The sequence below is a fragment of the Segatella asaccharophila genome (genome assembly GCF_054687055.1).
Map to the genome: position 1 here is coordinate 85,490 of NZ_BAACAN010000004.1, position 12,531 is coordinate 98,020.

The following is a 12,531-nucleotide window of genomic DNA, read 5'->3' on the forward strand; positions in this document are numbered from 1 at the left end:
ATTTCAGAATTGGATATAAATGAAATTCTCCACGCCGAAGGCTCCGAACAGGAAAATGATCACCGCAATGCCTGCGTAGAGTATCCACCTTACCGGAGCTTTCAGGTGTTCGGTCCAGTTGATGAGGCTGTGGCGGGAATTCAGGTATTCTAATATGAACATGATAACCGTTGCGATGCCGAAGACGATCCAGTAGAAATCTGACATCCCTAGTCTGAGCTCCTTGATGGAATTGTTGAACCCGTCAAACAGATGACGGTAGACATAGAATACATCACTTATTTTTCCGACACGGAAGAAAAGCAGTGACAAGGCGAAGAGCAGGTAAGTGCGGATAATCATGATCAACTTCCATGTCTTTTCACCGATTCGCTTTTTGGCCCGCTGGCGTGCCTTTTTTGTTAATGTCTCATAGATGATGACAATACCCTGGAAGAGTCCGTAAAGAGCAAAAGTCCATCCTGCCCCGTGCCAGACACCGATAGCGATGAACGTGACTAACAAGGAGATGTACAGGCCTTTTTTGCCATACCTTCTCAGGGTGGCATCAAGAGGGGTGAAGACATAATCGCGTACCCAGAAAGAGAGTGTCATGTGCCAGCGCCGCCATAGTTCACCTGTAGACTGGGAAACAAAAGGACGGTTGAAGTTGGGGTGAAACTCGAACCCGGCCATTCTTCCGAATCCTATGGCCATAGCGGTATAACCGGCAAAATCGGCATAGAGTTGAATAGGATACAGGAGAGTAGCCGTCAGGAGTTGCATCCCGGAGGCGATGCGCACGTTGTCCAGCACCATATTAAGGGAGGGAGCGATACGGTCTGCAATGACGAGTTTCAGGAAAACTCCCCAGGCTACGAGTTTCAGTCCCCGTGTAACCTGTCGGTAAGAGAAGGGCTTTGCTGTTTTCAACTGTGGCAGCATGTCACGGCCTCTCTCTATAGGTCCGGAAAGAAATTTCATGAACAGCATCATATATAGTGCGAAGTCCCAGAAGTCATCCTCCGGTTCTTCCTCCTCCCAGAAGATCTCTATCAGGTAAGACAATGCCTGGAAAGTATAGAAAGAGATACCTAAAGGAAATAGTGGAGACCAGTATCGGGCAATCAGCCAGAATCCGGCCAGTGCTATGATACTTGTCCATAGGATGAGAGTGCCTTTTTTAGTGTCTGGATATTTATGTATCCATTTTCCGGCGAAGAAAGTAAACAGGGTAACTCCTGCTGCTACGATCAGATAAGCCAGATGATAATACCCGATGAAAACGGCACTTGCCGCCAGGAGTATACAATGTTGCCAGCGGCGTGAACGACGAAGATAGTAGAGTATAAAAGTGATCGTCATGCATACTGCGAACGGGATAGACAGAAATTCCATGATCGCTGTTATTTCTGTTTCTGGATGATAATGTCACACATATCACCGATGGTTTTCATTCTGATGATGTCTCTCATCTTGAAGTGAATATGAAAATGTTTTTCTGTTTCACTGATGATCATCATGTTGGTCAGGGAGTCCCATCCCTCCACGTCATCGGCCGACATTCCGTAATCGAGTTGGATGCCAGGTCTCTTAAGTACCTTTGCAAGGATGTCCCTTAAGATTTCAAGTACTTCTTTTCGTTCCATTATTATTTTATGATTATTTCTTTTCTTCCAGTTTGCTGTATTGTCTATTTTTTTTACTTGCCATACACTCTCTCTTTGCAGAAGGAGAAGGATATTATGGGTGTTTTCTCCCCTTGGCAGGCGGTTCTCTTGCCCTCTGCCATTCCCTTTTGTTTTTGTGGCAAATATAAATAAAAGTTTTTATAATCAGTAGAAATTATCCCTAAATTGATGGATAAAATCCCTACAATTTAAACGGGCTGCACAAAAGTGGTGAGCGGGAGTTTTGTGAATGTCTGATAACATCATCATTTGAATTGGTTTATAGAGATGACTCTGTTTCTTTCAAAAACCCCTATTCCTTTTTGTTAAAATTTTCTTGTAAAAAGCAGAAAAGCGGATCCGGTCATTTCCAGATCCGCCTTGTGACAGGATTGCTCCCAGTTGGTGCTCTTGAAGAATAAGGGACCTCCGCGAGCAGTTGCCTGTAAAAACTCATTGCTTGATAAGCAAACAGGAGGTCTTTCTTTTTCTGAAAGGTACAGGAATTCCATCTCTTTCAGGTATGAGAGGAATTCCTGTTTGTCGCATTTTCCTTTAGAATCTCATCTTAATGCCAGTATAAAAACTTCTTGGAGAGGCAGGACCGTAAATATAGTTGGAATCACGGTTATAACCTTTGTCGAAATCTTTTTGATAGGCATTAGTAACATTCTGAATTCCCCCGTACAATTGTAACAATGTTGCCCGGAAAAGATGAAAATCATAAGAAAGTTTTACATTGACATCCATAAAGGTTGGTGTCTTTACGGCCAGGTCTACAGGTGTACCCGAACTCTTGACATGTTGTACCAGCATGTGTCCGGTATAGGTGCCTGACAAAGATGCCGAAAAATCTTTGACCGGGGTAAAGGTAGAAGTAAAATAGCCGTATGTATTTGGAGTACGGAACATCTTCCTTTCCGCAGGAGCCGAAGTACTCCACTGTTCAGCATCATTATATTTGCTTTGCTGTAAAGTCATTCCAGCCTGGAGCTGAAACCACTGGGAAAAAGTTGCCTTGCCTTCCATATTTGTGCCCGCAACTCTGGCTCCGGTACCATTGTATCGTTCCAGAATCTTATTACCATCCGGGTCTGGCTGTGGCAAGTACCGTTCAGAAAAGACGTGAGAGAGATCAGTATAAAATCCTTCAATGAGCAGATTCGTCTGGACATTACCAAACTGGTGATAGAGATCAGCAGAGGCACTCAGGCTGTATGACTTTTCCTCCTGTAAATTATGAGCGAGGTAGATTTTGATCCTTTCGCCTCCCGAAACACTGATATGTAGATCTTCATCAAAAGTCTGGGGTGCGCGGAAACCAGTGGACAGACTGAGCCGGAAATTCATGTTATGGCTGGGATTATACCTGATATTGATCCGCGGACTGAAGATGACGTGGTTGACAAGACTGTGCTTGTCAAAGCGGCCACCGAGCAGGAATCCCCACTGGTCAGTTTTCCATTCATTTTGCAAGAGAGCACTGTAAATATTGACATACTGTTTTGTACATGTCCCGTAGCCAAGAGCATGATCTTGCAAGCCATCGAAATTGTATTCAAGTCCAGTAGTTAATACTGAGGGCATGAAAAGCAGTTTGTTGAAGTTAATCGTATACTGGCTGCCACCAATTACGGTAATGTCATGAGTTTTCCCATAAGATTTCAATGCAGTGGCTACACTTTCCGCCGAGCCATCTCCGATACCACCATAATAACTCTTCCTGTCCGTATTCTGAAATGACAGGTAAGTATTCAAATGGTTTTCCGTGACGGGTGAATAGAGGTCGAAATTAAGTCCGCCGCCATTGATGTCGTGATCTATCTGCTCTGTAATGTTCGATTCGTGAGCCGGCAAGGACAGATTATTTCCGCCACGTCGGAACTCTTTGATGTTATCATACTGGAACGAGAGTTTTGAATAGGTGCCCGTCTTGACAAAAGACCTGAAGCCTACGGTCTGCCCGTTGATAAGAGGCATTTCCGTATAGCCGTCATGGTCATAGTCAAAACCAGGCCGGTGATGGCTTTCTCCGTAAATGTAGAGTCCTGTCTTGCGGTCGTCACTGATAACGGAAGCATTCATCGTCGTATTGTTCTGGAAACAGCTCCTGCCATCAATAGACATAATGGAATGGCCGAATTCTGCAAAGTTGCTGACCGGCTCTTTCGTGATGATATTAATGACTCCTCCTATTGCTGAAGCGCCGTACAAAGCAGATCCACCCCCTCTGATGACCTCTACTCTGTCGATCATATTAGCAGGGATTTGCTCCAGGCCATAGACGCCGTTCAATGCAGAAAATACAGGACGGGAGTCAATCAACACTTGTGAATAGTGACCATCAAGACCGTTGATGCGGACTTGTGTGTAACCGCAGTTCTGGCAGTTGTCTTCGGTTCTTACGCCTGGCTGGAAGTTGAGTCCTTGGGCCAGACAGGTAGACTGGGTCGTATCATAAAGTTTTGAACTCAACACATTGACTAGAGCGGGTGACAGACGTTTGATAGTCTCTTCCCGGTTAGCCGAAACCACTACTTCGTCTAGCATAACTTTGTCTTCCTCCATGGAGAGATCACATTTGTTGGAATTTTCCTGAAGCAGGAGAGGTTTGCTGTAGAGCTTGTATCCCACCTTCCTGGCCAGAAGGGTACAGTTTCCAATAGGAATATTCCGTAAAATATAATAACCGGACGTATCGGTTTCCGTATTTAATGTCGTCCCTTTTATGGATATGGCAACATCTGCGATGCCTTTATGGTTTCCTTTTCTTTTTACAAATCCGGAGAGTATTGTCTTTTTAGTTCTCAATAGACTATCTATGTCCTCAGATGCATGGCATAAAATAGAGGACATAAAAAAGACAATGAAAAAACAGATCAGCTTTTTCATGTGATTTTTTTAGTTTTAATTCGTAATTTTTTATCTAATAGTGTTTAAAACTAAAAACCGGAGGACCACGTGAAAAGAAACGATGGATGAAGGGATATATGAAGGAGAAGAAGACACACGGAACCACCAGCCTGGTTATCTTCTCGTAATAAGCGAAGAACACAGTCTCCAATCCCGTTGACAAGAACAAAAAATTGCAGATCGGGCAATTTGACTCATCAGAAGAAAAGGATACTACCTGACTAGAGGTGGCTTCTGAGTGCTTTGCTAATGACAGGTGGTGGACTTCCTGAATCGTAAGAGAAAGGAAGACCAGCATGACGCCAAGCCATGCGAAGATATGTCTTCTCTTTTCCTTCTTACCCTTCATTACCTTAATTGCTAATCGTTTCTTAGACAGGAGCAAAGGTAGATAAAAATAGTGATTTTGGGAATACCCAAAAGTGGGTAATTGTATATATTAAATATTTTTATTGAAAAAACAATTAAATGGAAGACGTAATATGGAATTGAAGACAAACAGATCATCTGTTGCCGTCAAGGCCTTATGAATAAAGATAAACCGCCTCTCAGCGGTAACGGTTTACTGTTTTGGAGGAAAAGGTAGTCTGAACTTACATCCCTTTTTCCAGTTGCTGCATCCGTATGCTGTCTTGCCCTTGATGATATGACCGGTATGGCACAAAGGACAAGCCTTGCCGATGATGCTGTCGTTGACTGGGCCAGTCCAGTCTTTTTGCGTGAAGATAAGGTCACGGGCAGGGGCATGGTGTGATTCCCCCGTGATTGACTGAATCGGGGTATCCGGCTGCGGGGATGTTGCTGATTGTACCGTATTGGCTTTCCTTGCAACCGGTTTTTTCTTCTGTGTTGCCGCCTTTTTTAAATCATCTTCGGTGGTAACCGAGACAGAGCCTTGATTGTCAGCCAGTACATCGTTAACGATTTTTACGATCTGCTCCTTTAGTCCATTGATAAACGCTTCCGGAGCATATTTGCCCTGTTCGATCTCTCGCAATTTCTTTTCCCAGATTCCTGTCAACTCACAACTCTTGAGGAGATCCTCATGGATTGTATCAATCAATTCTATCCCGGTAGGTGTTGCCAGAAGATTCTTCCTTTGCCTGCGGATATAGTGTCTTTTAAATAAAGTCTCAATAATTCCGGCCCTGCTGGAAGGCCTGCCGATCCCGTTTTCCTTCAAGGCGGCGCGCAATGTTTCATCTTCGACAAACTTGCCAGCGGTTTCCATGGCCCGCAGCAGGGTAGCTTCTGTGTAGTATTTCGGAGGTGTGGTCTGCTTTTCTGTCAGGGTGGGCTGATGAGGACCGGATTCTCCCTTGATAAAAGCAGGCAGGAGATGTTCATCTGTATCTTTCTGGTTTTTCTCCTGCTCCCGAGACTGGTAGACGACCCGCCATCCCGGGTCGAGAATTTCCTTACCGTTGACTTTGAATTCTACCGTGGCTGCCTTTCCCATCACAGTTGTGGTTGCAAATTTGCAATCCGGATAAAAGACGGAGATGAACCGAAGGGCAATGAGGTCATACACATTCCTTTCAATGTCCGTGAGTCCCCGCGCCGGTTCTCCTGTAGGGATGATGGCATGGTGATCCGTTACTTTACTGGTGTCAAAAACACGTTTGCTCTTGGGCAGTTTCTTGCCGATACGTGCCGCCAGCGTCTTGATCAGATCCCTGTAGACCAGTTGCCCGTTGACCGTCACTTTGCTGATTCCGTTCAGGATACCGGGGCATTTCGGATAGATGTCGTCAGAAAGGTATTGGGTATCCACACGTGGATAGGTGGTAAACTTTTTCTCATACAGACTCTGCACGGTATTCAAGGTCAATTCAGCTGAATAACTGAATTTCTTATTGCAGTCTACCTGCAGGGATGTCAGGTCATAGAGATGCGGAGGATTTTCTGTGCCCCTCTTTTTCCTGATGTCCGTGACCGTAAATGGCTTTCCTTCGATCAGACCGAATGCTTCTTCCCCATCTTCCTTACAGTCATATTTTCCTTTGGTAGCGGTAAATAAGGTCTCCCGGTAGACCGTTGCCAGGACCCAGTAAGTTTCAGGCTTGAAGTGATCGATCTCTTTCTGGCGGTTGACAATCAAGGCCAGGGTCGGCGTCTGTACCCGGCCGATGCTCAGTACCTGTTTATTATGTCCGTATTTCAAGGTATACAGGCGTGTGCAGTTCATTCCTAAAATCCAGTCACCGATGGCACGTGAGAGTCCGGCGAGATAGAGCTGGTCATATTTTCCTTCTGATCTCAGTGTCTGGAACCCTTCTTTGATTGCCTGATCAGTCATGGAGGATATCCATAGTCGTTTTACATGGCATTTCACCTGGGCTTTTTGCATTACCCAGCGTTGGATGAGTTCTCCTTCTTGTCCGGCATCACCACAATTTATGATTTCATCTGCATGATCATAGAGCTTTTTGATGGTCTTGAATTGTTTGCGTATGCCCTCATCACTGATGAGTTTGATGCCGAATCGTGATGGAATCATAGGCAGTGCAGACAGACTCCAATGCTTCCACATAGGTGTATAGTCATCCGGTTCCTTCAGTTCACAGAGATGACCGAAAGTCCAGGTAACCTGGTAGCCGTTGCCTTCCATATAGCCGTCATGCGACTGAGTGGCACCTAAGATTCTTGCGATGTCTTTGGCTACACTTGGCTTTTCTGCTATGCAAACAATCATATTTAAAAAACGTGTTCGGGTGGCAAAAGTAATAATTTTTAGGGAATAAACAAAGGAAAAGTGGAAGGTAATCTGAAAAGGCGTCCTGATCCTTCCCTGGGGATGAGCGTAAAACGATCAAGCCTGTCCAGAAAATCCCGGACAGGCTTGTGGTGTCAGTTATGTCGGACCTTGGAGGATACGTCAGTCGTTCTCAAAGTGCAATTCCTCCATAAAACGGTTGATGACATCTGCATTGCCGGTATGTTTTCCTAAGTCCTCACTGATCTTGCAGGTATCATTATAGAAGTCCCAGGATTCCGTAATCTTGACAGCTACGAGTTTAATGACAATGTTCATAGGTCGTACTCCGTTGAAATCATTCGTGAAATGGGTGCCGATACCGAAAGAAGGTTGACAGTACTTTTGGGCAAACTCCTGGATCTTTATAGCCCTGTCCGTATCAAGGGCGTTGCTGAAGACGACCTGCTTCGTTCTGGAATCAATGCCGAAGGATTTGTATTTGTCGACGATCTTCATCAGTTCTTCCCGATTATCTCCACTGTCAATGCGGAGACCTTTATAGAGATTGGCGAAATCTTCCGAGAAGTTGAGACTGAAAATATGCCAGCCGAAAGTATCGTAGAGATAGGTTCCCAAGGCTCCACGGAAAGTGTTCCGCCATGCATTCATGGCAATGTGGTTTGCCATCTGCGGGCCATACATTCCACCTATGGCGGAAACAAACTCATGGCCCATTGTACCGATCGGGACCAGATGGTATTTCATGGCCAGGTAGACATTGCTGGTACCTACGAACTGTCCGGGCCACGACTTACTGTTATTGCAGTCCTTCATGGCACGTACCACCGTATCTTCAGCTTTCAGGGATGCACGTCGGCGAGTCCCGAAATCACTGTATATACACCCTGCACCGAGAAGACGGCTGGCTTTCTGATAGGTCTTCTTATAATAGGCATCATAATCAAAGGTCTTGTCCTCTCCGGTCATGATATAGTAAAGTTCAGAGATGATAGCCAGCACTTTTACTTCAAGGAGGATGGTGTTTGCCCAGCTCCCCTCGAAGACAACATGCAGGTGTCCTTCTTCATCTTGCCATGCTTTTACCCATTTGCGGTTATAGCGGAACCCTTTTAAATAGGTGTAAAACCAGTGTGGAAGATAGTAGCATTTCTGCTTCATAAAGTCGATTTCCTTATCTGTGATGGTCACATTTTCAAGAAGGACAATCTGGTGATTCAATTCATCTGCAAATCCTTTAGGATACACCAGGTTGTCCCGGTCTTTGAATCGGTATTTGACCTGAGCCCTGGGGAAATTGTCGATGACAGCGCAGCACATCGTAAACTTATACAGGTCATCGTCTGTAAAGTGTTGAATTATCTGCTTCATGATCATAAAAATTTAATTTTGTATATATTAAAGTATCCGTTAGGATGGGGGATGAATTTTCTGATGCTATCCTAAATCTCGGTAATCTTTTGGAGTGAGCGAGAGTATGATCCCCTGTCGTTTAACCCAGAAGAGTCTGTATCGCTTTTTCAAGTGATGCCCCGCCATCCAGCGAGGGTGCATATTCTTTTAAGACATGGAATGTCTTTGCTCCATAGATCTTAATTCCGTCCCTGAGAGTATTCAGTACGCAGATGTCTCCTGCAAGACCACAGATATCGATCTGTCCTATATTCCTGTCGCGGATCAGAGATCGCAATTTCCCCGCAGAAAGGGAATTCTTGAATATGGAATATTCTTCAGCACCTTCATCTGTACCTTTGTACAGTACGGTTACCGTTCCATGAGTAGTATAAAGAGGTTTGAAAAGAGCTGGGAAAAAGGCGGCGCCAGTTGAATTCTGAACACAATGCATGGGCCATTCTCCCCCGTTTTCCTTGAAGGAGCAATGATGATAAGGATGCCAGTCCGCAGTGACGATCTTGCAGTCATATTCGCCGTCCTGTTGTAGAATATATTTACTCAGAGCATTCAGCGCCTTCGCTGCGCCCGGGACGGGTAAAGCTCCGTTGATAAAGTCAATTTGCGGGTCAATGATCAATAGCATTCGTTTCATACCAGGTATCTCTTTTTGTTGTACGGCAAGTTTATCAGTTGTGATTTCTTGTTTGTTCTTCAGTCCGTGAGAAATTCATTTATTCTCCTTGTCAGTTTCTTCCCCGAATGACCGTTAGCCGAATAGTTTAACTGGGATGAAAGGACATAAGCGTAGAGAAAATGAACGGACTCCAATCGCAAAAATACAGTTTTTATTTTGAACAAGTGCATCATCCGTCTTTTTTTTCATAGTCTTGTTTAAGGTCTTGATATGTTCTTGTTGATTTTTGTAAACTCCACATATCATTATGAAAATGAATTCTTTTCGATCACCATTAATAAGTTTTTTACAGTCGTAAACGAGGATAAAAGTAAAGATTGTATGATGTTTTGTGCGAAAGATTTTTTATATTTGTAAATAATAACTGAGAACCGTTTTTCAGCTAAGTTTTATAAGATAAATGTTATGAAAGTTGGTCTGTTTATTCCTTGCTATGTAGACGCATTGTACCCTCATGTGGGAGTGGCTACGAGCAAGCTCCTTCACTATCTAGGTGTGGATGCCACCTATCCTCATGGACAGACCTGTTGTGGCCAGCCGATGGCTAATGCAGGTTTTGAGAAGATGTCAAGACCTTTGGTCGAGAAATTTGAGAGGACTTTTAAGGATTTTGATTATGTGGTCATTCCATCCGTCTCCTGTGCAGCTTTTGTCCGTTTTAATTATCCTAAGATACTGGAGCATTGCAAAGTGTCGGAGAAAGTCTATGATGTCGTTGAATTCCTTCATGACATCCTGAAAGTAAAGGCATTACCGGGGAAATTTCCTCATGTGGTAAGCGTCCATAATTCTTGTCATGGAGTACGTGAGTTAGGACTCTCGTCTCCGTCTGAACTTCCCGGCCCCAGGTTTAACAAGATCATTGATCTGTTGCATCTGGTCAGCGGCATTACGGTGAAAGAGCCGGAACGCCCCGATGAGTGCTGTGGCTTCGGTGGAATGTTTGCTGTAGAGGAACCGGATGTCTCCAAACGGATGGGAGAAGATAAACTCGCAGAACATATTGCTACGGGGGCTGAATACATTACAGGACCTGACTGTTCGTGTCTGATGCATCTGCAAGGTGTCGCCCGTAAGGAGCATAAAAATATTAAATTTAAGCATGTCGTTGAAATATTAGCAGCTGGATTATGAGTACATTACATGCAAAGAGAGCAAGGGAGTTTTTGAAAGATCCTGCAAAGATCACGCATCATGACCAGACTTTCTGGGGGATGCGGATGTCAAGGGATAAAATGGTCGCCCAAATTCCCGAATGGGAAGAACTTCGTGATAAAGCCAGTGAGATCAAGCGCCACACGATCACTCATCTGGCTGATTATCTGGAGGAGTTTTCGGATCATCTGGAGAAGAATGGTGTTCATGTGCTTTGGGCCAGGGATGCGAAGGAGTTCAATCAGATGGTCTTAAAGATTCTCACGGACCATCATGTCAAGAAGATGGTCAAGTCAAAGTCCATGATGACTGAGGAATGCGGAATGAATGATTTCCTGAAGGTCAGAGGTATCGATGTGGTAGAGACAGATCTGGGTGAGCGTATCTTACAGTTGATGCACTTGAAGCCTGCCCATATTGTGGTGCCGGCCATTCATATTACCCGTCAGCAGGTAGCTCATACCTTTGAGGAAAAGGGAATGTCACATGAAGAGGGCAATGATGATCCTACTTATCTGACCCGTTGTGCGCGCAACAGTCTTCGTAGTGAATTCCTGGAAGCAGGTGCTGGTATGACTGGTTGTTATTTCGGTGTAGCGAAGACTGGTGATGTGGTTGTCTGTACCAATGAAGGGAATGCGGATATGGCTACGTCAATGCCGAAATTGCATATCGTGGCGATGGGCCTGGAGAAGGTGATCCCCGATTATGCTTCGTTGGCTTTCTTCCAGCGTCTGTTATGCCGCAGTGCTACCGGACAACCAACGACTACCTATACTTCTCATTTTCGGAAACCTCGTCCGGGAGGAGAAATGTATGTGATCCTCATTGATAATGGGCGTAGTGACTTTATTGCCAATCCAGACCATTGGGAAACGCTGAAGTGCATCCGCTGTGGAGCCTGCATGAATACTTGCCCGGTGTACCGTCGTTCGACGGGCTATAGTTATAGTTTCTTCATCCCTGGCCCTATCGGCATTGATCTGGGCATGCTCAAAGATCCGAAAGCCAATAGCGGTAACGTCTCGGCCTGTTCTCTCTGTCTGAGTTGTGATGAGGTGTGCCCAGTCCATGTCAATCCTGGAAGTCAGATTTACCTCTGGCGTCAGCAACTGGATCATTTCGGCACAGCAAATTCAGAGAAGAAACTTATGTCATGGGGAATGGCACGGGTTTATAACAATTACTTTATGTATGATACGGCATTGAAAATGGCGCCACTCTTGAATCATGTCCCGGAGTCAATTATCGGGAATCCGAAATGGAGTCCATGGTGTGTGGGACATAAAATGCCTGTATTCGTCAGAAAACCTTTTCATGTTATTGAGAAGGATCTGGAGAAAGAGTACGGAAAGGAGAGCACAACGAAATTATGAAAAAGGAAGAATTATTTGCCAAACTCCGTGCGAATACGCATGATCAGTTTGATATGCCGGATATGCACGTTCAAGCATTAAAATATGCAGATACCTTGCAACAGTTTATCGCGATGACGAAGTCTTCCGGAGGGAAGGCCATTCGCCTGAAGAGAGATGCTGACCTGAATGTGGCTGTTGCGGAAGCCTACCCTGATGCGAAGGTGATAGCCAGCAATCTTCCGGGGATCAAGGCAGACCGTAATCCTGACCTGGTGGAGGATGCACGGGATCTCAACGGTACTGATGTCGGTGTCATCCGTGGAGAAATTGGTGTGGCGGAGAATGCGTGTATCTGGATTCCTCAGACAATGAAAGAAAAGGCTGTGTGTTTCATCTCTGAAAACCTGGTCATTCTGCTTGATGAAGCGGATGTCGTTGACAATATGCACGAGGCATACGCCCGGATCAAAATGACGGATTATGGTTTCGGTACGTTTATCAGTGGTCCGAGCAAGACGGCTGATATTGAACAGGCATTAGTCATGGGTGCACAGGCTGCAAGGTCAGTGACGGTGTTTCTGCTGTCATAGATTTTCAGTTCTTATTGATCTATAAAATATCCCGATCAACTTGAGAACCTTTTAAGGTTGC

The 12,531-nt window shown here is 44.9% G+C and carries 10 protein-coding genes; 3 read left to right on the top strand and 7 right to left on the bottom strand.

What is annotated here, in order from left to right:
* Positions 1-3: 3 nt before the first annotated feature.
* The 7 genes from ACYRYG_RS03685 to ACYRYG_RS03715 all read right to left on the bottom strand — a co-directional run bounded on the left by ACYRYG_RS03685 (position 4) and on the right by ACYRYG_RS03715 (position 9,325).
* Positions 4-1,377: an MBOAT family O-acyltransferase gene (locus ACYRYG_RS03685; protein ID WP_460197666.1), complete on the bottom strand. Its 1,374-nt coding sequence runs from the start codon at positions 1,375-1,377 to the stop codon at positions 4-6.
* Positions 1,378-1,385: 8 nt separating this feature from the next.
* Positions 1,386-1,628 (bottom strand): acyl carrier protein, encoded by a 243-nt coding sequence (locus ACYRYG_RS03690; RefSeq protein WP_293416425.1) that lies wholly within the window; start codon positions 1,626-1,628, stop codon positions 1,386-1,388.
* 576 nt (positions 1,629-2,204) lie between these two features.
* Complete coding sequence (locus ACYRYG_RS03695; RefSeq protein ID WP_460197667.1) at positions 2,205-4,541, bottom strand: TonB-dependent receptor; 2,337 nt, start codon at positions 4,539-4,541, stop codon at positions 2,205-2,207.
* A gap of 34 nt (positions 4,542-4,575) precedes the next feature.
* The gene (locus ACYRYG_RS03700) at positions 4,576-4,911 is read right to left on the bottom strand and encodes a hypothetical protein (RefSeq protein ID WP_460197669.1); all 336 of its coding nucleotides are present in this window, start codon (positions 4,909-4,911) and stop codon (positions 4,576-4,578) included.
* A 213-nt stretch (positions 4,912-5,124) separates the two neighbouring features.
* Positions 5,125-7,257, bottom strand: coding sequence for a DNA topoisomerase 3 (locus ACYRYG_RS03705; protein WP_460197670.1), 2,133 nt, complete (start codon positions 7,255-7,257; stop codon positions 5,125-5,127).
* A gap of 183 nt (positions 7,258-7,440) precedes the next feature.
* Positions 7,441-8,649, bottom strand: coding sequence for a nicotinate phosphoribosyltransferase (gene pncB / locus ACYRYG_RS03710; RefSeq protein ID WP_294732053.1), 1,209 nt, complete (start codon positions 8,647-8,649; stop codon positions 7,441-7,443).
* Positions 8,650-8,770: 121 nt separating this feature from the next.
* The gene (locus ACYRYG_RS03715; protein ID WP_293416433.1) at positions 8,771-9,325 is read right to left on the bottom strand and encodes an isochorismatase family protein; all 555 of its coding nucleotides are present in this window, start codon (positions 9,323-9,325) and stop codon (positions 8,771-8,773) included.
* A 447-nt stretch (positions 9,326-9,772) separates the two neighbouring features.
* On the opposite strand from ACYRYG_RS03715, the gene ACYRYG_RS03720 reads away from it, so the two are divergent.
* Genes ACYRYG_RS03720 through ACYRYG_RS03730 form a run of 3 tightly spaced genes read left to right on the top strand, consistent with a single transcriptional unit; the run spans position 9,773 to position 12,470 of the window.
* Positions 9,773-10,501 (top strand): (Fe-S)-binding protein, encoded by a 729-nt coding sequence (locus ACYRYG_RS03720; RefSeq protein ID WP_293416435.1) that lies wholly within the window; start codon positions 9,773-9,775, stop codon positions 10,499-10,501.
* The gene (locus ACYRYG_RS03725; RefSeq protein WP_460197672.1) at positions 10,498-11,898 is read left to right on the top strand and encodes a lactate utilization protein B; all 1,401 of its coding nucleotides are present in this window, start codon (positions 10,498-10,500) and stop codon (positions 11,896-11,898) included. The genes ACYRYG_RS03720 and ACYRYG_RS03725 overlap by 4 nt, the downstream gene beginning before the upstream one ends.
* Positions 11,895-12,470, top strand: a complete 576-nt coding sequence (locus ACYRYG_RS03730; protein ID WP_293416439.1) for a LutC/YkgG family protein — start codon at positions 11,895-11,897, stop codon at positions 12,468-12,470. Before ACYRYG_RS03725 ends, ACYRYG_RS03730 begins: the two co-directional genes overlap by 4 nt.
* The last annotated feature ends 61 nt before the right edge of the window (positions 12,471-12,531 follow it).

What these genes read in the sequence shown, in the direction of transcription:
- ACYRYG_RS03700 (WP_460197669.1), bottom strand. Translation starts at nt 4,911, where the DNA reads ATGAAGGGTAAGAAGGAAAAGAGAAGACATATCTTCGCATGGCTTGGC.
- ACYRYG_RS03690 (WP_293416425.1), bottom strand. Translation starts at nt 1,628, where the DNA reads ATGGAACGAAAAGAAGTACTTGAAATCTTAAGGGACATCCTTGCAAAG.
- ACYRYG_RS03725 (WP_460197672.1), top strand. Translation starts at nt 10,498, where the DNA reads ATGAGTACATTACATGCAAAGAGAGCAAGGGAGTTTTTGAAAGATCCT.
- ACYRYG_RS03685 (WP_460197666.1), bottom strand. Translation starts at nt 1,377, where the DNA reads ATGGAATTTCTGTCTATCCCGTTCGCAGTATGCATGACGATCACTTTT.
- pncB (WP_294732053.1), bottom strand. Translation starts at nt 8,649, where the DNA reads ATGAAGCAGATAATTCAACACTTTACAGACGATGACCTGTATAAGTTT.
- ACYRYG_RS03715 (WP_293416433.1), bottom strand. Translation starts at nt 9,325, where the DNA reads ATGAAACGAATGCTATTGATCATTGACCCGCAAATTGACTTTATCAAC.
- ACYRYG_RS03695 (WP_460197667.1), bottom strand. Translation starts at nt 4,541, where the DNA reads ATGAAAAAGCTGATCTGTTTTTTCATTGTCTTTTTTATGTCCTCTATT.
- ACYRYG_RS03705 (WP_460197670.1), bottom strand. Translation starts at nt 7,257, where the DNA reads ATGATTGTTTGCATAGCAGAAAAGCCAAGTGTAGCCAAAGACATCGCA.
- ACYRYG_RS03730 (WP_293416439.1), top strand. Translation starts at nt 11,895, where the DNA reads ATGAAAAAGGAAGAATTATTTGCCAAACTCCGTGCGAATACGCATGAT.
- ACYRYG_RS03720 (WP_293416435.1), top strand. Translation starts at nt 9,773, where the DNA reads ATGAAAGTTGGTCTGTTTATTCCTTGCTATGTAGACGCATTGTACCCT.